Raw genomic sequence first — 24,896 nt, 5'->3', positions numbered from 1 at the left:
TGGGCGCCGGCGGGGCGCGTCAGGGCGCCTTCAGACCGCCAGCGGTGGGCACGGCGGAACCGCGCTCCGCGGCCTGCGCCGTTTCGACCGTGCAGAGTTCGGCGCGGACGAACGGACCTGCGGCCAGGTTGCCCCGGCGCGGACGTTGCAACGCCTGCATGCCGTCCAGGCCGCGGCCGCCCATGGCGTCGTAGGCCATCATCTGGTCCATGCACAGGCGGTCGGTGTCGACGCAGCGATTGACCACCGCATCGAACAGCCCCGCATCCACGGACGCATAGAGGCGGGAGGGCTCGCGCGAACTCGGCACTTCCAGCTGCAGATACTCGGCGCGGGTCAGCGCCTTGCCGCCGGCACGGGCGCCTTCGATCCAGCGATCAAAACCTTCGTCGGACAGCGCATGGAAACGGAAGCGCATGTGCGAAAAGCCCTCGCCGCTGTAGTGCGAGGAAAAGCCTTCGTACTCGCCCGCCTTGTTGATGACGGCATGCAGCTTGGTCTCCATCGCCGGCATCGTGTAGATCATCCCGGCCAGCGCCGGCACGTAGAACGCGTTCATCGTCGACGACGAGGTCAGGCGGAACGTGATCGGGCGATCGACCGGCGCGGCCATCTGGTTGACCGAGGCGACGCCATACTCGGGATAGACGAACAGCCATTTCCAGTCCAGCGCTACCACCTGCACTTCCAGCGGTTTCACCTCCTCCGGCACCGGACGCCCTTCGGCGATGCGTCCCAGCGGGCGATACGGGTCCAGCAGGTGCGTGCCGATCCACGTCACCGCACCCAGCGCGATGATGATCAGCAGCGGCACACCCCAGATGACCAGCTCCAGCTGCGTCGAATGGTCCCAGTCGGGCTTGTAGGTGGCCTGCGTGTTCGACGCGCGGTAGCGCCACGCGAACCAGAACGTCAGCGCGATCACCGGGATGATCACCAGCAGCATCAGCGCCGTCGCCACCAGGATCAGGTTGCCCTGGCGGATGGCGATGTCGCCGGCGGGATTGAGGACCTGCAGGTTGCAGCCCGACAGCACGGCGGCGGCGGGAATCGCCACGGCGGACGGCAGGGCTCGGCGCATGAGGGACATGGGCGTGGGGCTTACGGATTGATCGTGATCAATGTAGTGCGCGGGCCCGGCATGGAGTATTGGACGTTTTGTCCTATCGCGGCGAGGGGTACGGTTTGCGACCCTATGGGCGTACCTTTCCCCTGGTCCGACCCGGCAGCCCCGTCCCATGGCCTCCATGAACCCCACGCGATCCACCCACGACCACGGCACCAAGGCCCATGCCGATGTCGCCCCGGGCGAGATCGCGGTGGGCGTGGTCATAGGGCGTGCGTCGGAATACTTCGACTTCTTCGTCTTCGGCATCGCCTCTGCGCTGATCTTTCCCGCGGTGTTCTTCCCCTTCGTGGATCGCCTGGAAGGCACGCTGTGGTCGTTCGCGCTGTTCGCGCTGGCCTTCGTCGCGCGCCCGTTCGGCACCATGCTGTCGATGAAGATCCAGGCGCGCTGGGGACGCGGCATCAAGCTGACCGTGGCGCTGTTCCTGCTGGGCACCGCGACGGCCGGGATCGCCTTCCTTCCGGGCTATGCCGCGTTGGGCGCGACGTCGATCGCACTGCTGGCGTGCCTGCGCGTCGTGCAGGGCCTGGCCTTGGGCGGCTCGTGGGACGGCCTGCCCTCGCTGCTAGCACTCAACGCGCCCAAGGAACGCCGCGGCTGGTACGCCATGCTGGGCCAGCTGGGCGCGCCGGTCGGCTTCATCGTGGCGGCTGGGGTGTTCGCGTTCCTGTACGCCAACCTGGAAGAAGCCGACCTGTTGACGTGGGGTTGGCGCTATCCGTTCTTCGTCGCGTTCGCCATCAACGTGGTGGCACTGTTCGCTCGGCTGCGCATCGTGGTGGCCGACGAATACCAGGACAAGATGGGCGAGCTGGAACTCGAGCCCACGCCGGTGCGCGAGTTGTTCGAGGCCAAGGGCCGGCACGTCGTGATCGGCGCGTTCGCCGCGCTCGCGAGCTATGCACTGTTCCATATCGTCACGATCTTTCCGCTATCGTGGATCCTGCTGTATTCGCAGCAGTCGGTCGTCGGTTTCCTGCTCGTGCAGATCCTCGGCGCCTTCATCGCCGCCGGCGCCATCGTGGCGTCGGGCCTCATCGCCGACCGCGTCGGCCGTGCACGCACGCTCGGCGGCCTGGCCGTCGGCATCGCGATGTTCAGCGGCTTCGCACCGACCCTGATGGAAGGCGGATCGTTCGGCCAGGGCGCCTTTATCCTGATCGGCTTCGCCCTGCTCGGCCTCTCCTACGGCCAGGCGGCGGGCGCGGTCACCGCGAATTTCGGTCGCCGCTACCGCTACACCGGTGCAGCACTGACATCCGACCTGGCCTGGCTGATCGGCGCCGGCTTCGCCCCACTGGTGGCGCTGGGCCTGTGCGCCAACTTCGGGCTGGAATGGCTGGGCGCCTACCTGCTGTCCGGCGCACTGGGCACGCTGATCGCGCTCGGCATCAACCGCGCGAAGAACTACAAGAGCTGATCGTCCACGGGGGCGTCCACCGCCCGCGCTTACGGCGCACTACAATCCGGGCATCCCGTGTCCAGGAATGCCCATGCGCCGTCTCCCGCTGCTGCTCGCCTGCCTGCTCGCCCTGCCCACCGCGTACGCCGCCGAGCCCCCGAAGTACCTGAGCGCCAAGGAGATCCTGGACGCCTCGCCGGACGCCGACTGGCGCACGCTCGACCCGGCGAACACGCTGTACATGGACGTACCGGGCGGACGGGTCGTGATCGAACTGGCGCCCGCCTTTGCGCCCGAGCATGTGGCCAACATCCGCACGCTGGCGCACGAGGGCTTCTGGAACGGACTGGGCATCTATCGCTCGCAGGACAACTTCGTGGTGCAGTTCGGCGATGCCGATGCGGAAGACACCGCCAAGGCGAAATCGCTGGGCACGGCGAAAACGAAGCTGCCGGCGGAATTCGCGCGCACGGGCAAAGGCGTGTCCTTCACCCGGTTGCCGGACGCGGATGGCTGGGCGCCCGAGGTCGGCTTCGTCGATGGCTTCCCGGCGGGGCGCGACCCTAAGACGAACAAGGTCTGGCTGGCGCATTGCTACGGCGCCCTGGGTGCGGGCCGCGGCGGCCCGCCCGACAGCAGCAACGGCAGCGAGCTCTACGTGGTCACCGGCCAGTCGCCGCGGCAACTCGACCGCAACATCACCCTGGTCGGCCGCGTGGTGAAAGGCATGGAACTGCTCAGCGCGATCCCCCGCGGCCCCGAGCCGATGGGCTTCTACGAGAAAGCCACCGAGCGCACCCCCATCACCGCCGTTCGCCTCGCCAGCGATTTGCCCGATGCCGAACGCACCCCGCTGCAGGTCCTGCGCACCGATTCAAAGACCTTCGCCGCCGCCACCGAAGCGCGCCGCAACCGCCGCGACGGCTGGTACGTGCGCCCGGCCGGCCATATCGACCTCTGCAACGTGCCGCTGCCGGTGCGCGAAGCCAAGCGTTGAGCCACTGATCATCCGGTGGGAGCGACGTCAGTCGCGATGAGGCCGTGCGACGACGTCCTCGCGACTGACGTCGCTCCCACAAGAACGCGACAGCCTCATGTCGCCCGCTGGCTCACCGCCACGCTGCCCAGGATCAGCGCGCCCGCGGCCAGCATCGCCAGCGTGACCGGCTCGCCGAGGAACGCCCACGCGAAGCCCGCGCCGAACAGCGGCACCAGGTAGGTTACCGTCGACGCACGTGCCGGACCGATGCGCTGGATCAACCGGTAATACAGCAGGAACGCGTAGCCGGTGCAGACCACGCCGATGGCGATGGCCGCCCCCCATGCACCGGGCGCGATGCTGGCGGTGGGCCAATGCGTCGCCGCGAACGGCAGCACCAGCAGCGCCGCGCAGCCCAGCGTCGCCGCCGCCGCGGCCGCCGGCGGGATGCCCGCCAGATGCTTGCGCACCAGGTTCACGCCCACGCCGTACAGCAATGCCGCCGTGGAGCCGGCCACCACCGCGCCGCCCACACTCAAGCCACCGGCCTTGCTCGTCGCCAGCACGACCACGCCCACGAAACCCACGAGCAGCGCCAGCGAACGGCGTGTGCCGATCTTCTGGCCGAAGAACAGGAAGCCCACCAGCGCCGCGAACAACACGGTCATCGCGTTGCAGATCGCGCCGATCGCCGCAGGCGAACGCTGCGCCGCCCACGCGAACAACAGGAACGGGATGGCCGAATTGATCGCGCCGATCATCGCCAGGCGCGGCCACATGCCGGCGCGGAAGTGCGCGCGCTCGCGCCAGAGGAACGGCAGCAGGACCAATGCTCCCAGCGCCAGCCGCACCTCGACCAGCGCGAATGGTCCGAACGGGTTCGCCGCGATGCGCATGAAGAGGAACGAGCTGCCCCAGATCGCGCCCAGCGCCAGCAACTCCAGCGGCGTGCGCCAGTCGCGTCCGGCCACCTGCGGGATGGGGTCTACGGTGGTCGTCGCCTGTGCCATGGTGGGAGCCTCGTTCGTGCCTGCCGCCATTCTGGCCGATCCCGCCAACCCCACAAGCGCGTACGATACGGCCAAGCCACAAATATGGCTTGTGCCTGGAGCCACCATGAGCCTGCGCCCCGCCCTGCTGCCCGCCCTCGGCGTTTTCGCCGCCGCCGCCCGCCACCAGAATTTCGCCCACGCCGCCGACGAACTGCACCTCACCGCCAGCGCCGTCAGCCACCACGTACGCAAACTGGAAGGACTGCTCGGCGTGGTCCTGTTCCAGCGCCACGCGCGCGGCGTGAAGCTCACGATGGAAGGCCGCCAGTTGGCGGATGCCGCCAATGCGGCGCTCGGCGATATCGATGCCGTGGCCTCGCACCTGCGACTCGCCGGCAAGACCACCACGCTGCGCATTACCACGCTGCATTCGATGGCCTATTGCTGGCTGCTGCCGCGGTTACCGCGTTTCTGCGCGCGCCATCCCCATGTCCGCCTGCATGTCGACACCGGCATCGCGCTGACGCGCTTCGATGACGAAGGCCCGGAACTGGGCATCCGCCATGGACCCGGGCATTGGGCAGGCCTGACCTCGCACCACCTGATGGACGATGAACTGTTCCCGGTCGCGTCGCCCGCCCTGCCCGGCATCGAAGCGGTCAAGGAGCCGCGGCAGATCGCCCAGTTGCCGCTGGTGACGGACCTCGCGCTGCAGGGTTGGCGCGACTGGTTCCGTGCCGCCGGCGTGCGCGGGCTGCGCCTGCCGTCGATGCACAGCTTCAACGACAGCACCGATGCGATGCGCGCCGCCGTGTATGGCGTAGGTGCGGCGCTCGCGCGCCGGCATGTCGCCCAACCCTATCTGCAGCGATACGAACTCGTGCGACTGCCCGGGCCGGCGCTGAAAGCGCGTTTCGCCTACTACGCGGTGCATCCGGCGCACAAACCGCCCAGCGCCACCGCGCAGGCCTTCATCGACTGGCTGAAGGAAGAAGCACGCGACGAGCGCACGCCGCTACCGCCGATGCCGGACGACTTCCTGGGGCGTGGTGCCCGTCAGTAGCCCGAGAGACTCAGGGCACGGCTTTCAGCGCCTGCACCACGATCGGTTTCAGCGCGCGGATGTTGGGGTCTTCGGACTGATCGGCTTCCAGATGGACACTCATCAGGAAAGCCATCAGATCGTGGCGACGCGCGAGCCAGGTCGTATCCGCATACGCCTGCTTGGCATCGCCCAGCCGGGGCGGCAGCGCACCGAACCAGGCTGTCCACGCCGCTTCGTCGAGCAAACCGCGTTTTGCGGCGTACAGCACGGGCCGCGCCAGTCGTCCCGGCTCGCCGAAGACATACGCGTGCGCACTTTCAGGCACGACCTGGGCTGCTACCGCCCGGAGCAATGTCTCTACCTGGGCACGGTCCACACGTTCGTTGAGCACCAACTGGAGTATCCAGTCCGCGCCATGGGCAACACCATGGCGCCAGCCTTCTTTCGCGTCGAAACCGCGGTAGTCGCGCACCGACGACAGGTATGCGGCCGCGCGCCGCACCATCGCGTCGCGTTCGTCCGGCGACATCCATGGCGCGATGCGGTCGGTACGCGCGACTTCGGACAGCACGAGTGCGGCGAACGGAGGTCCCACTCCGTCGGCCGTATCCTGTTCCAGCATCTCGTACAGGCGATCGCGCAGGGTGCGGCGCTGGGTCTCGTCCAACGAGCCCGCACGAAGCCACGCACTGAAGCCCTCGTAGCCGATCCCATCGCGCAACGTCGGATCAGGATCGGACAAGCATGCGGGAAGACTCTCGACCAACGTCGCACGCACGTCTTCCGGCACGGCGAAGCGCTGCTCGCGCAACAACCGCAACGATCCCGCATCCGTTCCTTCGGGCGGACACGACGCGTACGCGGGCGAGGACACGAATAAGCCCGCCAGCACCAGCACTATCGAAATGCGCATCGTGATCTCCCTAAGTCTTCGGCGACCACGTCAGAGGCTGGCGCCGTCGAACGGGGTCACCTTGAGCCCAGCCAGGTCCACGCCCGGCAGGCAGCGCACGTTGACGGCCGCCATCTGCGCACCCGTCTTGGGATGCGCGGCTTCGCCGTACGGGGCGATCCCGCAGACAGCGCAGAAGTGGTGCCGGATGTGGTGCTTGTTGAACGTATAGGTCGACAGGTCGCCTTCGGGCGTCTTCAACACCAGCGCCTCACGCGGCACGAACCACAACAGGCCGCCACGCCGACGGCAGAGCGAGCAGTTGCAGTCGATCACGTCGTTGACCTCGCCTTCGACCTCGAACGCGATCCGCCCGCAATGGCAGCTTCCTTCGTGCTTCATGGCGCGTCTTCCGTTTGGCTGGGTGGCCAGCGTATATCGAATGGCACGGGCAAGGGCATGACCTTCGGCCTATGCTTCCGGTTCCGCTCACCGCCGCACTGCAACAGGACCCCCATGCGCAAGACCCTGCTCGCCGCCGCCCTCCTGGCCTCGCTGTCCGCCTGCCAGAAGAGTGAAGCCCCCAGCACCGTCCCTGGCGCCGACACGGCCGCCACCGCCACGGACACCGCCAAGGCCGATGCCGCCTTTGCCGACCTCTCCAAGCGCGCCCTGGAAGGCTGGCTGCAACTCTCGCCCGTCGGCGCCACCCAGATCGGCGAACACAAGTACGACGGCGAACTCGACGACCTGAGCGCCGCTGGCCGGCAGAAGGGCCTGGAGTTCAGTAAGAAGATCCTGGCCGAACTGGATGCGACCGACATCGCCGCGCTGTCGCGCGAGAACCAGGTCGACGCCGCCATCCTGCGCAACCAGCTGCAGTACGACATCTGGACCGCCGAAACGCTGCAGAGCTGGGCGTGGGATCCGCAGGTCTACAACAACGTCGCCGGCGGTGCGATCTACGGCCTGATGGCGCGCGAGTTCGCGCCGTTGCCGGATCGCCTGAAGTCCGCCACCACGCGCATGCAGAAGATCCCGGCACTGCTGGCGCAAGCCCGCGAGAACCTGGACCCGGCGCGCGTACCGAAGGTGCATGCCGAGACCGTCGCCAAGCAGAACGCCGGCATCCTCAGCATCGTCGATACCTTCATTACGCCGCACCTCAAGGAACTGCCCGAAGCCGACCGCGCGCAGGCCGACGCCGCCATCGACGGCCTGAAGAAGGCCGTGGCCGAGCACCAGGCCTGGCTGGACAAGACGCTGGTACCGAACGCGAAGGGCGATTTCCGCATCGGCCAGGCGCTGTACGACCAGAAGCTGCAGTTCGCCCTGCTCTCCTCGCTGTCGCGCGCCGACATCAAGCAGCGCGCCGAGGGCGAGCTGAAGCGCGTGCGTGAGGAGATGTACGGCATCGCCCGCACCGTGCTGAAGGACAAGCCCGGCGCGCCCGCGCTGCCGGAAACGCCCACTGCCGACGAACAGCAGAAGGCGATCGAGGCCGCGCTCGAGCTGGCCTACGCCGAACGCCCGGCGCGCGACAAGGTCGTGCCGGATGCCGAAGCGGCGCTGGCGCAGGCCACCGAGTTCGTGCGCAAGCACGACCTGGTCACGCTGCCCGACGCGCCGGTGGAAATCATCGAGATGCCGGAGTTCCAGCGCGGCGTGGCGGTGGCGTACTGCGATTCCCCCGGCCCGCTCGACAAGAACCTGAAGACCTTCTACGCCGTCTCGCCGATTCCGGACGAGTGGGACCAGAAGCAGGTCGACTCGTTCCTGCGCGAATACAACAGCCGGATGATCCACCTGCTGAGCATCCACGAAGGCACGCCGGGCCACTACCTGGAAGGCTGGCACTCGGCCAAGTTCCCGTCGACGCTGCGCGCGGTGCTGCGCTCGGGCATGTTCGCCGAAGGCTGGGCGGTCTACACCGAGAAAATGATGTCCGACGCCGGCTACCTCGACAACGACCCGTTGTTCCACCTGGTGCAGATGAAGTTCTACCTGCGCACGATCGCCAACGCGATCCTCGACCAGGGCGTGCAGGTGGACGGCTGGACGCGCGAGCAGGCGATGGACCTGATGGTGCGCCAGACCTTCCAGCAGGAACGCGAAGCCGCCGGCAAGTGGACGCGCGCGCAGCTGACCTCGGCGCAGCTGCCGACGTACTTCGTTGGCGTGCAGGAGCACTTCGACATGCGCAAGGCGGCGGAAGCCAAACAGGGCGCGCAGTTCAACCTGAAGGCTTATCACGACCAGGTGCTGTCGTACGGCGCACCGCCGGTGCGCTTCGTCCGCCAGCTGATGCTGGACGAACCGATCAAGTGACGTCCCGGCGCGCGCGTCAGCGCGCCTTTGCCGGGACGTCATCCCCGCGAATGCGGGGATCCAGCGACTTCCATGGCACGGTGTAGAGCGGAGCTTGCTCCGCTTCTTCGCAAGAAAGCAGCCGAGCAAGCTCGGCTCTACGCCAGGCGCGAGGTCGCCACGATCACACCGTTGGCATCGGCATAGATCCGGTCGCCCGGGGCGATCGACAGGCCGGCGAACGCCACCGGCACGTCCACCTCGCCCAGGCCGCGCTTGTCGGTCTTCATCGGATGCGATGCCAGCGCCTGCACGCCGAGCGGCAAGGCGGCGAGCGCGTCCACATCGCGTACGCAGCCGAAGATCAGGAAACCGGACCAGCCGTTCTTCACCGCGTTCGCCGCGATCTGGTCGCCCAGCAACGCACGCCGCAGCGAACCGCCGCCATCGACCACGATCACCCGGCCTTCGCCCGGCGTCGCCGCCAGTTCACGCACGCGCGAGTTGTCCTCGAAACACTTCACCGTCACTGCCGGCCCGGCGAACGCAACGCGTCCGCCATAGCCGCGGAACACCGGATCGGCGACCTGCACATCGGGATACTGGTCGCACAGGTCGGGCGTGGTCCAGGACATGCGGGCAGCTCCGAGGGCGCGGGTTGACCGCATGGTAACGCGGCCGCGACGCATGCCGGGCTATGCTCCGCGCATGGACGACCTCTTCGCTTCTCCGCCCCCGGTTTCCACCGACGGCATCCGCATCGGCATCGGCGGCTGGACCTTCGCGCCGTGGCGCAAGAACTTCTATCCCGAGGGTCTGGTGCAACGGCGGGAACTGGAATACGCCAGCCGCCAGCTGACCGCCATCGAGATCAACGGCACCTACTACAGCGCGCAGAAGCCGGCGACGTACGCCAGCTGGCGCGACCAGACGCCGGACGGCTTCGTGTTCTCGGCCAAGGCGCCCAAGCGGATCATGCAGTCGCGCTCGCTGGCGTCGACGCGGGCCCAGGTGGAGGATTTCGTCGGCGGCATCGCCGAACTGGGTCCGAAGCTGGGGCCGCTGGTCTGGCAGTTCGAAGCGGGACGACGCGTCGATACGGACGAACTAGATGCCTTCCTGGCGCTGCTCCCGCGCGACGTGGACGGCCGCCCACTGCGGCACGCGTTGGAAGTCCGCGACCCCGCCGCCGTGGACGCGGACTTCATCGAACTCGCGCGTCGCCATCAGGTGGCCACGGTCTTCACCGATTCCACCGACTACCCGTCCTTCGCCGACCTCACCGCGGATTTCGTCTACGCACGCCTGATGCGCTCGCAACCGATCGAGACCGGGTACCCGCCGAAGGAACTGACGCAATGGGCCGAGCGCGCACGCGCCTGGTCGCGCGGCGGAGACATCGCCGAACTGCCGCACGTGGGCGAGCCTGCGCCCGTGCTGCCCAGGCGCGACGTGTTCCTGTACTTCATCAGCAGTGCGAAAGAACGCAACCCGGCGGCGGCGATGGCGATGATCCGCCAACTCGCGAAGTGACCCTCAGTAGCGCAGCGGCCGCTTCGCGATGAGCCAGGCGGCCACGCCGGCACCGACCACGCAGGTGAAGGCCACATAGTGCGCCGGGGCCAGCGGCCCCCATGCCTTCGACAACCAGGCGAGCAGCGGCGGGGTCAGCCCGCCGAACACCGCGTACGCCACGTTGTAGGAAAACGACAGACCGGAAAATCGCACTTCCGGTGGGAACGCCGCGACCATCAGCGCCGGCGTCACGCCGACCACGCCGCAACAGAAGCCGGCCAGCGTGTACCACGCCACGAACTGCGCTTCTTGCCCCGACAGAAGCGCGCCGTACAGCGCGTAGGCCGCCACGCCCAATCCCAGCGAACCCGACAGCAGCGCGCGCCCCACGCCGATCCTGTCCACCGCCCAGCCGGCGGCCAGGCAGCCGAACACCAGCGCCAGCGTCGCCAGGCTGTTGCCGTGGAACGCGACCGCAGGCGCGATGCCGAAGCTGGTCTGCACCAGGGTCGGCGTCAGCAGCACGATGACGACGATCGCCGCCGTGAGCTGCCACGAGGCGAGGATCGACAGCACCACGGCCGGCCGATGCGCGGCGAGCACCTGCTTGACCGGCACCTGGCGGGCGAGTTGCCGGCGTTCGCGCATCTCGACGAAGACCGGCGTTTCTTCCAGCCAGCGCCGCAGCCATACCGCGACGAAGCCGAACACGCCGCCGATCAGGAACGGCACGCGCCATACCCACGCCTGCACCTCCGCGGCGCTGTAGCGGGTGTTGATCCATGCGGCCAACAGCGAGCCGATCAGGATGCCGGCGGTCAGTCCGGCGGTCAGCGTGGCGCAGGCGATGCCCACGCGGCTGCGCGGCACATGCTCGGCGACGAACACCCAGGCACCCGGCACTTCACCACCGACCGCGATGCCCTGCACGATCCGCATCGTCAGCAACAGCAACGGCGCCAGTGCACCGACCTGCGCATGCGTGGGCAGCAGGCCGATCAGCAGTGTCGGCACCGACATCATGAAAACGCTGAGCGTGAACATGCGCTTGCGACCCAGGCGGTCGCCGAAATGCGCCATCACGATGCCGCCCAGCGGACGCGCGACGTAGCCGGCGGCGAAGATGCCGTACACCTGCAGCTGCGCCAGCCAGGGTGCGGTGCCGGGCGGGAAGAACAACGCACCCAACGTCTTTGCGAAGAACACGAACACGACGAAGTCGTAGAACTCCAGCGCGCCGCCCAGCGCAGACAGCCCGAGCGTCTTCGCATCGCGTCGGTTGAAGCGGCGCTGGATCGGAGGCGATGCGGCGGCGGTCATGCGGATGTCCTGAAGGCGCTGCGGTCGTGGCGCGCGAACATCGCACGCCGTACAAGGGCCGTCCAGCGGCGCCCCCTTCTGTAGGAGCGACGTCAGTCGCGACCGTGCATCAAGCCCGCCAGGACACTTGGCAATCCGGGTGACCCCGGGCAATGCAGCCGTGCGTGACCGGTGGTCGTCCGGTCGCGACTGACGTCGCTCCTACAGGGGACTTCTACGCCGGTCGAGCAGCCGATCCAGGCCCACGACGACCAACCCAAGCACCACGAACACGCCCATCACACCCAGCGCATTGACGCCGACCCGTGCCCAGCCGAGCTGGCCCACGTCGATGAAGGGGTACGGGTACTCGCCCACCCACGCGCCGCGCAGGAACACCCAGATGACGTAGCCCAGCGGGAACAGCAGCCACCCGGCGACGTCGCGCCAGCGCAGCGCGCCGTGCGGCACGCAGCTCAGCCACCACGCCCAGTACGCCAGCGGCACTGCGTAGTGCAGGCCGGTGTCGGCCCACCATTGCGCGCCCTGCGGCTGCCACAGGTGGCGCAGGATGAAGAAATAGATGCTGCCGGTAACGCCGATGTAGAGCGCGACCGCACCTCGCACGCCGGCCTGCGCGAAGAAACCCGGACGCCCCGTGGCCGCGGTGAACGCGACCAGCGCCACCGCGATGTTGCTGAGGATGGTGAAGTACGTGACGAACCGTAGCGTTCCCAATGCCACGCCGATGGTGTCCCGCGTCAGCTGCACGAGCAGGATGTACTGCAGCGTCAGCGCCGACAGGGCCAGCAGCCCCACCAGGGCGGCGCAGGTACGGGATGCGACGGGAAGGCGTGCAGGCGACATCGGTCATCCTCGGTCCGCAGTGGCGCCAGCTTGCCACGGCGCGTGCCCGGCCGGGAGTGGTCCCATCGCCAGCCGCGCAGCGCTTCGGCGACAATGGGCGGATGCCGATGACACCGACCGCCAAGGCCCAGCTGCAGATCCACCTGTGCGTGCTGCTGTGGGGCTTCACCCCCATCCTGGGCAAGCTGATCAGCCTGTCGGCCCTGCCGCTGGTGTGGTGGCGCATGCTGATCGTGGTGGCCGCCCTCGCCTTGTTGCCGCGCGTCTGGCGCGGACTGCGCGCCATGTCGCCGAAACTGGTACTGGCCTACTGCGGCATCGGCGCAATCGTGGCGCTGCACTGGCTGACGTTCTATGGCGCCATCAAATTGTCGAACGCATCGGTCGCCGTGACCTGCATCGCCCTGGCGCCGGCCTTCACCTCGGTGATCGAGCCCTGGCTGACGCGTCGCCCGTTCTCGTGGCGCGAACTGCTGTTCGGCATCGCCGTGCTGCCGGGCGTGGCGCTGGTCGTGGGCGGCATTCCCGATGGCATGCGCCTGGGCGTGCTCGTCGGCGCGCTGTCGGCGCTGCTGGTGGCCGTGTTCGGCCCGCTCAACAAGCGCCTGATCGACCACGGCGAGCCGCTGACCATCACCGGCCTGGAACTGGGCGCCGGCACCCTGCTGCTGACCGCGCTCGCCCCGCTGATGCCCATGCTGTTTCCCGCCTTCGCGGGCGACCTGTTCGTGCTGCCCGGACTGAAGGACGGCGCGCTCCTGGTGATCCTGTCGCTGGCCTGCACGTTGCTGCCGTTCGCGCTGTCGCTGGTCGCGCTGAAGCACCTCAGCGCCTACGGCGTGCAGCTGGTGACCAACCTGGAGCCGGTCTACGCCATCGTCCTGGCCATCGTGCTGCTGGGCGAGCAGCGCGAACTGACGCCGCTGTTCTACCTGGGCGTGGGCATCATCCTTGCCGCGGTGTTCCTGCACCCGCTGACCCAGCGTCAGAAGCGCATCGAGCATCCGGAGGTGCTGGGCACCTCCGAGGCCAAGAACATCGTCGACTGACGGTCGTCAGCGCGCGACCAGCACGGGCACCGGACTAGTCGCGATGACTTTCAGCGCGACGGAGCCCACGAACAGTTGCTTAAGCGCGCCACGGCCATGCGTGCCGACGACCACCATGTCCGCCTTCGACGCCTTCGCCTGCTTGACGATGCTCTCCGCCGGCTCACCCACCACGATTTTCTCCACGAACGGGAGTTGGGCGCGCCTGAGTGCCGTGCGTGCCTTCTTCATGGCATAGGCGCCGTTCTCGGCGTGGTAGCGCTCGACGCCGTCGTTGCCGAGTTCGAGCGCGACCGATCGCAGCAGCGGCGGGTCGGCGTACAGCAGGATCACGCTGGGCGGTTCCGCCAGCGACTTGCCGAATTCCACCAGGTGCCGGACGGCCGCCAGGCCGATCTCGCTTCCATCCACGGCCAACAGGATCTTCATCGTCGTGCTCCGCAGGGGGGCGGCCGCACGCTGCGCCGCCGATGCAGGCAGGATGCGACGATCCGCCGCAGTCCGCATTGATCCCGATCAACTCAGGCGGCAGCGGCCACCACGCGGTCGCGGCCGCTGCGCTTGGCCTCGTAGAGGGCCTGGTCGGCGCGGCGGAACAGCGTTTCCGCAGTGTCTTGGCGTTGGCGCGCCGCCAGGCCGATGCTGACGGAGATCGGCAGACCCATCGGCAGCAGGCCCACGCTCTGGCGCATGAATTCGCATTGCAGGCGCGCTTCCTCCAGCGTGGCGCCGGGCATCAGGATGACGAACTCCTCGCCGCCGTGGCGCGCGGCCAGCCCGCGACCGGCCGCCTGCGCCTTCAACATGTCCGCCAGCGCGACCAGCACGCGATCGCCCTCATCGTGGCCATGCAGGTCATTGACGGTCTTGAAGTGGTCGACATCGAGCACCGCGACGGCGAGCGCCTCGCCACTCTGCCCCGCCTTCTGCATCGCAGCGTCGAGCGCGGCGGTGAAGGCCCGCCGGTTGGGCAGGCCGGTCAATGGATCGGTCCTGGTCTGTTCGGACAGGTCGGCGTTCTGCTGCTCCAGCTGGTCCTGGTACAGCTGCATCTGCTGCTCGTACCAGGCCCGCTCGCGCAGCTGGTGACTGAGCTGGCGGCTGACGCGGCGCAGTTCCAGCAGTTGCGTCACTTGCCGCGAAAGCGCCTCGAGCGCCTCGCGCTGGTAGGTCTCCAGTTCGCGCGGCTGGTCGTCCACGACGCACAGCGCACCCAGTGCGTGGCCATCGCCGGACAGCAACGGCGTGCCCGCATAGAAGCGGATGCCGTTCTCGGCCATCACCAGCGGATTGTCGGCGAACCGCGTATCCCGGGTCGCATCGGGCACCACCATCGTGCTGTCGGGCATCAGGATCGCGTGCGCGCAGAACGAGGATTCACGCGAGGGGTCCGGATGCTCGATTCCCACCTGCGCCTTGAACCACTGGCGATCACGGTCGATCAGGGTGACCGCCGCCATCGGCACGCCGCAGATGCCGGCGGCGATGCGCACCAGATCATCGAAGCCGCGCTCAGGCGCGCTGTCCAGGATATCGAAGCTGTAGAGCGCGGCCAGGCGCGCTTCCTCGTTGTCGGGCTTCGGCGGTGGGCTCATGCCGTCAATGCGCGGGGGGACACCGGCGCAGTATGCCGCGATGGTCGCCGCAGGACAGCGTCCACGACGCGACCGCGATCACGCTATCGCGTCACCAGCTTTCCTGCTGCGGCAGCAGTCCGCGCAGTTCCTGGTCGGTGAGGTTGCGCCAGCGGCCGACCTTCAGGTCGCCCAGCCTGACGTTGTCGATGCGCACGCGACGCAGTTGCGTGACTCGGTAGTCGAACGCGGCCGCCATCAGGCGGATCTGCCGGTTGAGGCCCTGGGTCAGGGTGATGCGGAAGCCGAACTTGGCGATCCGGCTGGTCCGGCACGGCAGGGTCATCTGGCCGTGCACGCGCACGCCACGCGCCATGCCGCGCAGGAACTCGTCGGTGACCGGCTTGTTCACCGCCACCAGGTATTCCTTCTCGTGGCGGTTCTCGGCGCGCAGGATCTGGTTGACGATATCGCCGTTGCTGGTCAGCAGGATCAGGCCTTCGGAATCCTTGTCGAGCCGGCCGATCGGGAAGATGCGCTGCTCGTGGCCGATGAAGTCGACGATGTTGTCCTTCACCGACGACTCGGTGGTGCAGGTCACGCCCACCGGCTTGTTCAGCACGATGTACACATGCTTCCGCTTGCCGGCCTTCACCGCGCGCGCCCTGATCGCCTGGCCATCGACACGTACCTCGTCGCCCTCGCCCACGACGGCGCCCACCCCGGCCGCGATGCCATTGACGGTGACGCGGCGCTCGGCGATCAGGCGGTCGGCCTCGCGGCGGGAACAGAAGCCGGTGTCGGCGATGTGCTTGTTGAGGCGGATGGTCATGCGGCCATTATCCGGGATCGGCCGCCCGGCGTGCGCATCATGCGGTTTCGGCGTACGCCGCGGCGGCGGCCACGTCCCCGGCCATCAACTCGTCGAGCGGGCAAGGGACATGGACAGCGTAACCCTGCACGTAGCCGATGCCCACTTCGCGCAGTTGCGCCAGCATGGCCTCGCTCTCCACCCATTCCGCCACCGTGGCCTTGCCCAGCGCCCGGCCCATCTGGCTCATCGAGCGCACCAGCGCCAGGTCTGATTCGCCCCGTGCGAGGTCACGGATGAAGGCGCCGTCGATCTTCAGGATGTCCACCGGCAGCCGTCTGAGGTAGGCGAAGGACGACAGCCCGCTGCCGAAGTCGTCCAGAGCGATGCGGCAACCGCGTTCGCGCATGGCATCGATGAACCGGCAAGCGTCGTCGAGGTTGGCGATCACCGCCGTCTCGGTGATCTCGAAGCACAACCGACGGGCCACGCCCGGCTGCTGGTCCAGCCATTGGCCCACGTACTCGAGGAAGGCCGGATCGGCGACGGACTGCGCGGACACGTTGACATGGCACAGGTCCACGCGCGCGAGGCTCGCGGGATGCCGCGCGAAGAAGCGGCACACCGCCTCGATCACGTACCGATCGACCGCCATGCCCTGGCCGTAGCGTTCCATCGCCGGCAGGAAAACCCCGGGCGCATGCACCGCCCCGTCGCGATCGCGCAGGCGCACCAGCACTTCGTACTGCAAGCCGCTGTCGCCGTCCAGCGCGACGATCCGCTGCGCGTAGAGCAGCAACCGCTCTTCGGCGATCGCCAACTGCGTATTGGCCACCCATTCCAGCTCACGGCGCCGGCGGGACAGGCTGGGGTCGGTGTCGCGGTAGCAGCGGATGCGGTTGCGGCCTTCTTCCTTCGCGACGTAGCAGGCGGCGTCGGCGGCGCGCAGCAGCCAGTCCACGTCGACCGCATCGTCGTTGATCTCGGCGACGCCGATGCTGCAGTTGAGGGCGAACATGCGGCCGTTCCAGCGGAAGGCGTTCTCGCCGAGCGAGGCCTGGATGCGCGCCATCGCCGCTTCCGCCTCGTCCAGCCCGGTGTCGTGCAGCAGCACGGCGAACTCGTCGCCCCCCAGGCGTCCCACCCAGTCGTCGCGACGCAGCTGCGTGGCCACGCGATGGGCGAACTGGCAGAGGAAGCGGTCTCCCGCCTCGTGGCCGCAGGTGTCGTTGACCAGCTTGAACTGGTCCAGGTCGATGAAGCAGAGCGTGTGCCGCCGCCCGCCCGGCACGCCGCCCAGCGCCAGACCCAGCCGTCGTGCGATCTCGCGGCGATTGATGAGGCCCGTGAGCTCGTCGTGGCTGGCCTGGTGGGCGATCTCGCATGCCAGTTCGTGCGCTTCGGAGACGTCTTCGGCCAGCACGAACACCCGTTCGCTGCGGCCGGTGCGGGCGGCGACCACCGATGCCGTCCAGCGCACCCAGCGCACTTCGCCGCCGGGCCGCACGAAGCGGCGCTCGCCGGCATCCCGCAATCGCACCCAGTCGATGACACCGGCGGCATCCACCACCAGGTCGTCCGGGTGCACCACGTCCGCCAGGCGCAACGCACGCAGTTCCTGCAGCGGCCGCCCCAGGATCTGCGCCAGCGCTTCGTTCGCCTGGGTGAACCGTCCTTCGCGGTCGAGCTTGACCATGCCGACCACCGATTGGTGGAAGGCGATGCGGAATTCGCTTTCGGTTTCGCGCACGCGGCGCAGCGTCGTGCGCATCACATGCAATGCGTAGGCGCAGAGCCCGATGAACGCCAGTGCGCTGAGCGCCAGCAGGGCGCGCCGCATGAAATGCGCGCCTTGCGCCAACGAACGCGAGAACGCCAGTTCCTTCGGGCGCAGGCGCGCGTCGATCACCAGCAGCGTCCGCTGGTAGGCAGCCACGTCGTGCGCATCCAGCGGACCCGCCTTCGTCCGCGCTTCCAGCGCATCGGCCACCGCGACCAACTGGTCGATCTCCACTTCGGCCTCGCGCCAGAGCCTGACCGAATCGCGGAAGTAAGGCGCACGCGCCAGCGCGCGGTACATCCAGATCAGGCGATCGATGTCGGCTGGCGCGTTCTGGCCCTGCAGGAAGCCCGCACGGGCGGCCGCGACATCGATCGGTTCGCGTTCCAGCGCCCGGCGGCCCTCACGATCGCCCAACGGCACGCGCAACGCGTCGCGCGCGGCATCCAGGTCGCTTGGGCGACCATGGCTGGCGTACCGGTAGAGTCCCAGCACCGCACGCTGGTGGGCTTTCGACCAGTGGCTCTCGCCGATGATGTAGGCGGTGGCGCCCGCCTGCGTCTCCAGGACGGCAGCGGTCAGCAGCGCGCCCAGCGCGAACAGGACGATGAGCGCTGCCACCCGCGCCGGCAGCCGCTGCAGGCCGCGGTCGTCATGCCGGACGTCGGGCGCGCCCGACGCGGTGGCTTCCCAGTTGTCCACTCCTGCTCCTGTGGGTGTACGCGGACGAAGGGCATCCACGCTGCGCTCCGCGACGGTTCATCGGCCCGTGCGCGGTGCGCTTGAGGGGGATCGCAGGAAAAGGAGCCGCCTTGCCGACCAGTGGTCGTTGCCCGGGGTCGTCGTCAGTGGGCGACGTCGGGTTCGGCATCGACCACGCGATCGCGGCCGGCGCGCTTGGCCCGGTACATGGCCTCGTCCGCCCGGCGCAGCAGCGAGGCCGCGTCGGTGTCTTCGGTGACCAGCGTCGCCAGGCCAATGCTGGCGGTCACCACCAGCCCGTCGATGCCCAGCGCCGCGCCCGCGGCGCTCACCTCGCTGCGCATCGTCTCCAGGCGCGCACGCGCGGTCGCACCGCCGATACCCGGCAGCAGCACCAGGAATTCTTCGCCGCCCATGCGGATCACGTCCGCCGGATCGCGCACGGCCGAGGTGAGCGTGGCCGCGACGGCCACCAGCACGCGGTCGCCTGCCTCGTGCCCGTGCACGTCGTTGATCCGCTTGAACAGGTCGATGTCCAGGAAGCCCACGGCCAGCGTCCCGTCGCCGGTGCGCGCATCGCGCATGTGCTGTTCCAGCCGCTTCAGGCCGGCGCGCCGGTTCGGCAAGCCTGTCAGCCCATCGGTATCGGCCAGTGCGCGCATTTCGTCGCGCTGGCGGCGCAGCTGTCCCAGGCGCAGGTTCAGCACATACGCGCTCACCGTCAGGAACCAGGTGATGGACAGCTGGATGGCCTCCACGCGGTATTCGATCAGCAGGCAGCTGTCGGCCAGGTCCATCACGGCCATGGTCAGGAACGGCAACACGGCCGCGAGCGCCGCCGTCGCGTCGGCGCGGTGGCGGCGCAGCGATGCCAGGCCAAGTGCGAAGACCACCACGCAGCCGGCCACGAATCCGGCGTCCATCGCCATGGCCAGGCGGGACAGGCCGGCCGGCGGCAGCCACGCCGTCGCCATGCCCATCGCGCACAGGGCGGCCGTGATCCACGGCAGCCAGCGCGTGGTGGTCGGCCAGAAGCGCGCGCCCCCCACCAGCAGCCACATCACGTACAGCAGGATCGGCAAGCCGACGCAGGAGAACGCCACCAGCCAGCGGGTTTCCTGCCCATCGACGGGCAGCCAGGGCTCGGGATAGCCGCTCAGTCCGCTCAGCACCGATTGCCCCAATACGCTCAGCGCGCACAGCAGCGTGTAGCCGAAGAACGCGCGGTCGCGCGTGCTCAGGAAGCCCATCAGGGCCATGAACGCCAGCGCGATGGCGATGGCCACGCAGGCGGTGCGCACCAGCAGGCGCGCCGTGTCGAACTGCTGCACAGGGCTGGGTGCGCCGATGCGCACCGTGGGAATCCAGCCCGGCTTCAGCGGCTTTTCCCAGGCGACCTGGATGGGTTCGTGATTACCCGCCGGTGGTACCACCACCATGCCGACGCCGGCGCGGAAGCGCGAATCGCGGGTGCGGGCATCGTGCATCCGACCGCAGATCTCGCGGTCGCCATGGTGCACGCGCACCTCGCCCGCGAAGATGTTGAAGACATTGACCGCCTGCGGCGCCCCCGACCACCCGCCGGGCGGCGCGGGAATCTCGACGCGTTCGGTCAGTCCGGCCTGCATGGCGGGCGTACAGTGACGCTGAGGGGCCTGTTCGGACGTGGGCGCACCGGTCACGAGATAGTCGCGGCCGGACTGGGGGCTCGCCAGCGCCGGGCACGACGCGGTCGCGAGCAGCAGCAGCCACCCCGCGATTCCGCCGATTCGTCCCCTGTTCCCCTTCACTGACACTCCGGTACGTCGCCGCGTCCCGACATCCGGTGTGCTGGCTTGCGTCTACGAAATGCAACTTCCGTGCCACCTGCCGGCGCCCGCGCGCCGGCGGCCGGCGTCACTCGCGCGGCGGACCCTTGCGGTGCGGCTTGCCGGCGCCGAACGGCTTGTCGCCCCGCGGCTTGCCCTTGCCGGCACCCGGCCCGCCGAACTTGCGCGGCGGCGCGGAACCCGGACCGGCGCCCTCGCCGGGCTTGTGGATGCGGAGCTGCTGCCCCGCCACCCAGACCTTCTTCAGGTGCATCAGCACCTCGCGCGGCATGCCTTCGGGCAGGTCCAGCGTGGTGTGGTCGTGCTGGATGTCGATCCGGCCGATGTAGCGGCTCTCCAGCCCAGCCTCGTTGGCGATGGCACCGACGATGTTGGCCGGCTTCACGCCGTGCGCATGGCCCACCTCGATGCGGTAGGTCTCCATCCCCACCTCCGGCGCGCCGCGCGGCGGTTTGTCGGCGCGCGGGCGGTCGACGTCGGGCCGTTCGATCTTCGACCGCTCGGGCTTGTCGGTACTGCGCACCGGACGCTCGCCATGGCTTTCGTCGCGACGCGGCCGCTCGTCGCGTTCTCGCCGCGGCGCATTGCCGTAGGTTTCGCTGCGCACAGGGCGCTGCTCGCGCGGCGTGCGCTCCTGCGACAGCAACAGCGGCGTGTCGCCCTGCACGAGTTGCGCCAGCGCGGCGGCGATGTCCACGGCCGGCACGTTCTGCTCGCGCTCGTAGCGTTCGATCAGCGCGCGGAACTCGCCCGCCTTGCCCGAGGCCAGCGTATCGGTGATGCGCGCGAGGAACCTTTCCACGCGGCGGTCGTTGACCGCTTCCACGCTCGGCAGCTGCATTTCCTCGATCGGCTGGCGGGTCGCGCGCTCGATCGACCGCAGCATGCCCTTCTCGCGCGGCGTCACGAACAGGATGGCGTCGCCGGCACGACCGGCACGGCCGGTGCGGCCGATGCGGTGCACGTAGCTTTCGGTGTCGTACGGGATGTCGTAGTTCAGCACGTGGCTGATCCGCTCCACGTCCAGGCCGCGCGCGGCCACGTCGGTGGCGACCAGGATGTCGAGCTTGCCGTCCTTGAGCTGCTGGATGGTCTTCTCGCGCGCCGCCTGCTGCATGTCGCCGTTGATCGCCGCCGCCGCCAGCCCGCGCGCCTGCAGCTTGTCGGCCAGCTCCTCGGTCGCCGCCTTGGTGCGGGCGAACACGATCATCCCGTCGAACGGTTCCACTTCCAGGATGCGGGTCAGCGCATCCAGCTTGTGCATGCCGCTGACCCACCAGTAACGCTGGCGGATGTTCGCGGACGTGGTGGTCTTTGAGGCGATGTTCACCTCGACCGGATCCTTCAGGTAGGTCTGCGCGATGCGGCGGATGGCCGGCGGCATGGTCGCGGAGAACAGCGCCACCTGGCGCGTTTCCGGCGTTTTCTTCAACACGGTCTCGACGTCGTCGATGAAGCCCATGCGCAGCATTTCGTCGGCCTCGTCCAGCACCAGCGTGGTCAGGCCGGAGAGGTCCAGCGAGCCGCGCTCCAGGTGGTCGATGACGCGGCCTGGGGTACCGACCACGACGTGCACGCCGCGCTTGAGCGCCTGCAGCTGCGGGTAGTAGCTCTGGCCGCCGTAGATCGGCAGCACGTGGAAGCCGGGGATCTTGCCGGCGTACTTCTGGAACGCCTCGGCCACCTGGATGGCCAGTTCGCGCGTGGGCGCAAGCACCAACGCCTGCGGGCTGCCTGCGCTGGGATTGATGTTGGCCAGCACGGGCAGCGCGAACGCGGCGGTCTTGCCGGTGCCGGTCTGTGCGGTGCCCAGCACGTCCCGGCCGGCCAGCATGGCCGGGATGGTGGCGGCCTGGATGGGCGACGGGGTCTCGTAGCCCACGGCGGTGACCGCGGCCATGACGGGCGCAGGCAGGCCGAGGTCGGCGAACAGGAGGGGGGCGGACGAGGGGGATTCGGTAGACATGCGGACACTCCGGGGCGTCGCGGAGCCGCACGCCGAGCCGCATATTGTGCGCCTTCGAGGGCGTCCTGTCGCGTTGCAGCACGCGGGCGCGTTCACGTGCACGGGGGCTGTGATGTTTCCGCCGCAGCGGCGAATCATCTTGCAGACCCGCACAATCGAGCCCTCGCCCGGATGCCATCGATCCCCGCCATGACCACGGACACGGACGCCCGCGAGGGCTTCCAGACCCTGCTGCAGGCCCATCGGGGCATCGTCGCGAAGGTCGCCGGCACGTACGCCTGGCATCAGGACGACCGCGACGAACTGATGCAGGACATCGCGACGCAGCTGTGGCGCGCCTGGCCCGGCTATGACCCGCAACGCCCATTCGCCACCTGGATGTACCGGATCGCGCTGAACGTGGCGATTTCAGGCGTGCGGAGCCGCACGCGTGCGCCGTCGTCCGAGGCATGGAACGAAGACCACCACGACGTGGCCGATCCGCATGCGCACGACCACGAGGGACGCCAGCAGGTCGACCTGCTGTACCGCTTCATCCAGGCGCAGCCGCCGCTCGACCGGGCATTGCTGCTGCTCTACCTGGAAGACCACAGCTACCGCGAGATGGCCGACGTGCTGGGCCTGAGCGAAACCAATGTCGCCACCAAGATCAGCCGGCTGAAGCAGCGGCTGCGCGACGAACTCTGACCATCACCGCGAAGGGAGCCGACGCATGGAACCGGATGAACTGAAAGCCGCCTGGCAGACGCTGGGTCAACGACTGGAACGCCAGGAGGCCATCCAGTGGCACCTGCTGCGCGACCGCAAGCTGGACAGCGTGCGGTCCACGGTGCGCCCGCTGTTCTGGGCACAGGGCCTGCAGGCGCTGCTCGGCGTCGGCCTGCTGGTGCTGGGGGTGGCCTGCTGGAGCCGCAACATGGAGGTACTGGGCCTGCTCGCGACCGGCATCGCGCTGCACGCGTTCGGTGTGGTCACCATGGTCATGGCGTTCATCACCATGAGCCTGATCGGCACGATGGACTACACCGCGCCGGTGCTGAAGATCCAGAAGCGATTCGCCCTGCTGCAGCGCTTCTACCGGCTCAACGCGATGGTCTGCGGCGCGCCGTGGTGGATCATGTGGCTGCTGGTCGTGGTCGGGCTGGCCGGGCTGGGAAGGGTCGATCCGGGCGCCGGCACGCCGGCATGGATCGCATGGAGTTTCTCGATCAGCATGGCCGGCTTCCTCGGCACGGTCGCGGCCATTTACTGGCAGCGCCACCGCCGCCCGTCGACGGACCCCACATGGGAGGAAAGCGTGGGCGTCCGCCGGGGCCGTACGCTGCTCGAGCAGATCGCCCGGTTCGAGAAAGAATGACGCGCTGCCTGCCTTACACTGCCCCCATGCAACGCATCGACTTCGACCTGGACCGCGAGCACGTGGAACTCAACCAGCTGCTGAAACTGGCCGGCATCGCCGACAGCGGCGGCCAGGGCAAGGCGATCGTCGCCAGCGGCGCGGTGACCGTGGATGGCGCGGTGGAACTGCGCAAGACCGCCAAGATCCGCGCCGGCCAGTCCGTGCGGATCGGCGATGTCGAAATCCGGGTGGTCGCGTCCGGCTAGGGCGCGGTACCGGGCGTATCGGCCGCTTCGATCGCTTCGACGTCAAGGTCGGCGACGCGATCGAACTCCGACAGCGGGCTGTCCGCCGGGCACTTGGCATCAGGGAACTGGAACTGCTCGCGCAGCGCGAGTCCGCACGCCTGCATCTGGTCCAGGTCCTTGCCGGCCGCCTTGCACTCGCTGTCGAAGCTGCGCATGAAGGCGTCGCGGCGCATCACGAAGTCGTCGCCGCACCGGCGCATCAGCTGCAGGCGGTCCAGGTCGTCCTGCGCGGCATTGGTGCCGTCCAGACCGTATTCCTGCAGTTCGTCCTTGCTCAGCAGGCGCAGGCGGCGGTTGGGCACCGTCATCATCAGGTCGGCGATGGCGACCGCCGCGCCGTTGCGCTCGAGGTAGTCCTTGACCCGCCCGTACACGCCACGCAGCTCGTCGTTGAGTTCGGCGCGCGTGGTGGCGGTGGAGCTCATGCGGATGATGCGGTGGACGCCCACCTTGCCGGAGATCATCCGGTTGTCGCCGGCGCCCAGCACGAAGACGCACGCGCTATGGCAGACCGAATCCTCGCGCACCCAGATGGTCCAGCCCCCGGCGCCGATCACGTCGCCGGCCTTGATGGCGTCCTCGACCTGTCCGCCGGCCGAGTCGAGATCGAGGATGCGCTTGTAGATGCCCATGCGCCCGGCGATGTCGGCCACGCGCGCGACAAGATCGGTGAAATCGGCCGCGATCTTGCCCTGGTAGCGCAGCCGCAACACGCCGCCCTTCTGGCAGGGCGACAGCGCATCGACCACGCTAAAGAAGGCCAGCGACTCCAGCGGAACGCCATCGCCCTGCTCGGTGGTGTAGTCGGCCTGGCAGCTCACCCAGGCCTTGCCCGAGCTCACCTTGGCGACCGGCCAGTCGGTCGGCAGCCCTTCCGGCTGCCCGGACGGCGAAGCGACAACCGGACCGGACGAAACGGCCCCGTCGCCGCGCTCGGCCTGCTGCGCCGGCGTATCGGGTGCCGGCGGCGGCGCTTCGGCCATGGCATCGGGCGCGAGGTCAGAGGCGGCACGGTCGCAGGCGACGAGCAGGCTTGCAGTCAGCAGCAGGACAACGAAGAGGCGGGAAGTGCGGGACAGCATCCGGTCGATCACGGCGTGACGCCGGGCGT

At 68.7% G+C, this 24,896-nt stretch carries 23 protein-coding genes; 9 read left to right on the top strand and 14 right to left on the bottom strand.

Annotated features, from left to right (window positions below; all coding sequences use genetic code 11):
* Positions 1-19 precede the first annotated feature (19 nt).
* Complete coding sequence (gene cyoA, locus ACSQ19_RS12770; protein WP_435997430.1) at positions 20-1,081, bottom strand: ubiquinol oxidase subunit II; 1,062 nt, start codon at positions 1,079-1,081, stop codon at positions 20-22.
* Between the two features lie 166 nt (positions 1,082-1,247).
* On the opposite strand from cyoA, the gene ACSQ19_RS12765 reads away from it, so the two are divergent.
* Positions 1,248-2,549 (top strand): MFS transporter, encoded by a 1,302-nt coding sequence (locus tag ACSQ19_RS12765; RefSeq protein ID WP_296282526.1) that lies wholly within the window; start codon positions 1,248-1,250, stop codon positions 2,547-2,549.
* 67 nt (positions 2,550-2,616) lie between these two features.
* Complete coding sequence (locus ACSQ19_RS12760) at positions 2,617-3,528, top strand: peptidylprolyl isomerase (protein WP_435997428.1); 912 nt, start codon at positions 2,617-2,619, stop codon at positions 3,526-3,528.
* Positions 3,529-3,623: 95 nt separating this feature from the next.
* Here ACSQ19_RS12760 and ACSQ19_RS12755 read toward each other — a convergent pair whose 3' ends face one another.
* Positions 3,624-4,520 (bottom strand): DMT family transporter, encoded by an 897-nt coding sequence (locus ACSQ19_RS12755; RefSeq protein WP_435997426.1) that lies wholly within the window; start codon positions 4,518-4,520, stop codon positions 3,624-3,626.
* Positions 4,521-4,626: 106 nt separating this feature from the next.
* Here ACSQ19_RS12755 and ACSQ19_RS12750 point away from each other — a divergent pair, with 106 nt between their 5' ends.
* Positions 4,627-5,565: a LysR substrate-binding domain-containing protein gene (locus tag ACSQ19_RS12750; RefSeq protein WP_435997424.1), complete on the top strand. Its 939-nt coding sequence runs from the start codon at positions 4,627-4,629 to the stop codon at positions 5,563-5,565.
* 10 nt (positions 5,566-5,575) lie between these two features.
* Here ACSQ19_RS12750 and ACSQ19_RS12745 read toward each other — a convergent pair whose 3' ends face one another.
* Entirely contained in the window at positions 5,576-6,460 is an 885-nt protein-coding gene (locus ACSQ19_RS12745; RefSeq protein WP_435997422.1) for a DUF2785 domain-containing protein, read from the bottom strand.
* A 30-nt stretch (positions 6,461-6,490) separates the two neighbouring features.
* Positions 6,491-6,841: a GFA family protein gene (locus ACSQ19_RS12740; RefSeq protein ID WP_435997420.1), complete on the bottom strand. Its 351-nt coding sequence runs from the start codon at positions 6,839-6,841 to the stop codon at positions 6,491-6,493.
* Positions 6,842-6,955: 114 nt separating this feature from the next.
* Here ACSQ19_RS12740 and ACSQ19_RS12735 point away from each other — a divergent pair, with 114 nt between their 5' ends.
* Positions 6,956-8,767, top strand: coding sequence for a DUF885 domain-containing protein (locus tag ACSQ19_RS12735; RefSeq protein ID WP_435997418.1), 1,812 nt, complete (start codon positions 6,956-6,958; stop codon positions 8,765-8,767).
* Positions 8,768-8,904: 137 nt separating this feature from the next.
* On the opposite strand, the gene rraA is transcribed toward ACSQ19_RS12735, so the two are convergent.
* Entirely contained in the window at positions 8,905-9,381 is a 477-nt protein-coding gene (rraA, locus tag ACSQ19_RS12730) for a ribonuclease E activity regulator RraA (protein WP_435997416.1), read from the bottom strand.
* Between the two features lie 73 nt (positions 9,382-9,454).
* Here rraA and ACSQ19_RS12725 point away from each other — a divergent pair, with 73 nt between their 5' ends.
* Positions 9,455-10,279, top strand: a complete 825-nt coding sequence (locus tag ACSQ19_RS12725) for a DUF72 domain-containing protein (RefSeq protein WP_435997414.1) — start codon at positions 9,455-9,457, stop codon at positions 10,277-10,279.
* A gap of 3 nt (positions 10,280-10,282) precedes the next feature.
* Here the strand turns inward: ACSQ19_RS12725 and ACSQ19_RS12720 are convergent, their stop codons facing one another.
* Complete coding sequence (locus ACSQ19_RS12720; RefSeq protein WP_435997412.1) at positions 10,283-11,581, bottom strand: MFS transporter; 1,299 nt, start codon at positions 11,579-11,581, stop codon at positions 10,283-10,285.
* Between the two features lie 201 nt (positions 11,582-11,782).
* Positions 11,783-12,427 (bottom strand): Pr6Pr family membrane protein, encoded by a 645-nt coding sequence (locus tag ACSQ19_RS12715; RefSeq protein WP_435997410.1) that lies wholly within the window; start codon positions 12,425-12,427, stop codon positions 11,783-11,785.
* A 101-nt stretch (positions 12,428-12,528) separates the two neighbouring features.
* Here ACSQ19_RS12715 and ACSQ19_RS12710 point away from each other — a divergent pair, with 101 nt between their 5' ends.
* Positions 12,529-13,476 (top strand): DMT family transporter, encoded by a 948-nt coding sequence (locus ACSQ19_RS12710; protein WP_296279130.1) that lies wholly within the window; start codon positions 12,529-12,531, stop codon positions 13,474-13,476.
* Between the two features lie 6 nt (positions 13,477-13,482).
* On the opposite strand, the gene ACSQ19_RS12705 is transcribed toward ACSQ19_RS12710, so the two are convergent.
* From ACSQ19_RS12705 to ACSQ19_RS12680, 6 genes are all read right to left on the bottom strand, one after another.
* On the bottom strand, positions 13,483-13,905 hold the full coding sequence (locus ACSQ19_RS12705) for a universal stress protein (protein ID WP_435997407.1): 423 nt from the start codon (positions 13,903-13,905) through the stop codon (positions 13,483-13,485).
* A 92-nt stretch (positions 13,906-13,997) separates the two neighbouring features.
* A complete protein-coding gene (locus ACSQ19_RS12700; protein ID WP_435997405.1) occupies positions 13,998-15,071 on the bottom strand; it encodes a GGDEF domain-containing protein in 1,074 nt (357 codons plus the stop codon).
* A 91-nt stretch (positions 15,072-15,162) separates the two neighbouring features.
* Positions 15,163-15,882: a pseudouridine synthase gene (locus ACSQ19_RS12695; RefSeq protein WP_435997403.1), complete on the bottom strand. Its 720-nt coding sequence runs from the start codon at positions 15,880-15,882 to the stop codon at positions 15,163-15,165.
* 37 nt (positions 15,883-15,919) lie between these two features.
* Entirely contained in the window at positions 15,920-18,343 is a 2,424-nt protein-coding gene (locus ACSQ19_RS12690; protein ID WP_435997401.1) for a putative bifunctional diguanylate cyclase/phosphodiesterase, read from the bottom strand.
* 143 nt (positions 18,344-18,486) lie between these two features.
* On the bottom strand, positions 18,487-20,133 hold the full coding sequence (locus tag ACSQ19_RS12685; RefSeq protein WP_435997399.1) for a diguanylate cyclase domain-containing protein: 1,647 nt from the start codon (positions 20,131-20,133) through the stop codon (positions 18,487-18,489).
* 106 nt (positions 20,134-20,239) lie between these two features.
* Entirely contained in the window at positions 20,240-22,138 is a 1,899-nt protein-coding gene (locus ACSQ19_RS12680) for a DEAD/DEAH box helicase (RefSeq protein WP_435997397.1), read from the bottom strand.
* 189 nt (positions 22,139-22,327) lie between these two features.
* On the opposite strand from ACSQ19_RS12680, the gene ACSQ19_RS12675 reads away from it, so the two are divergent.
* From ACSQ19_RS12675 to ACSQ19_RS12665, 3 genes are read left to right on the top strand one after another with little or no spacing between them, the layout of a single operon-like run.
* A complete protein-coding gene (locus tag ACSQ19_RS12675) occupies positions 22,328-22,825 on the top strand; it encodes an RNA polymerase sigma factor (RefSeq protein WP_435997395.1) in 498 nt (165 codons plus the stop codon).
* Between the two features lie 25 nt (positions 22,826-22,850).
* A complete protein-coding gene (locus ACSQ19_RS12670) occupies positions 22,851-23,495 on the top strand; it encodes a hypothetical protein (protein ID WP_296279122.1) in 645 nt (214 codons plus the stop codon).
* Between the two features lie 26 nt (positions 23,496-23,521).
* Positions 23,522-23,743 carry an RNA-binding S4 domain-containing protein gene (locus ACSQ19_RS12665; RefSeq protein ID WP_296279121.1) on the top strand — a complete coding sequence of 74 codons (222 nt, stop codon included), beginning with the start codon at positions 23,522-23,524 and terminating at the stop codon, positions 23,741-23,743.
* Here ACSQ19_RS12665 and ACSQ19_RS12660 read toward each other — a convergent pair.
* Complete coding sequence (locus ACSQ19_RS12660; RefSeq protein ID WP_296279120.1) at positions 23,740-24,867, bottom strand: hypothetical protein; 1,128 nt, start codon at positions 24,865-24,867, stop codon at positions 23,740-23,742. The genes ACSQ19_RS12665 and ACSQ19_RS12660 overlap by 4 nt on opposite strands.
* Positions 24,868-24,896 lie beyond the last annotated feature (29 nt).

The sequence above is a fragment of the Pseudoxanthomonas sp. LjRoot127 genome (assembly GCF_964253495.1).
Taxonomy (GTDB): Bacteria; Pseudomonadota; Gammaproteobacteria; order Xanthomonadales; family Xanthomonadaceae; genus Pseudoxanthomonas_A.
This window is presented reverse-complemented; position numbering and strand designations above follow the sequence as displayed.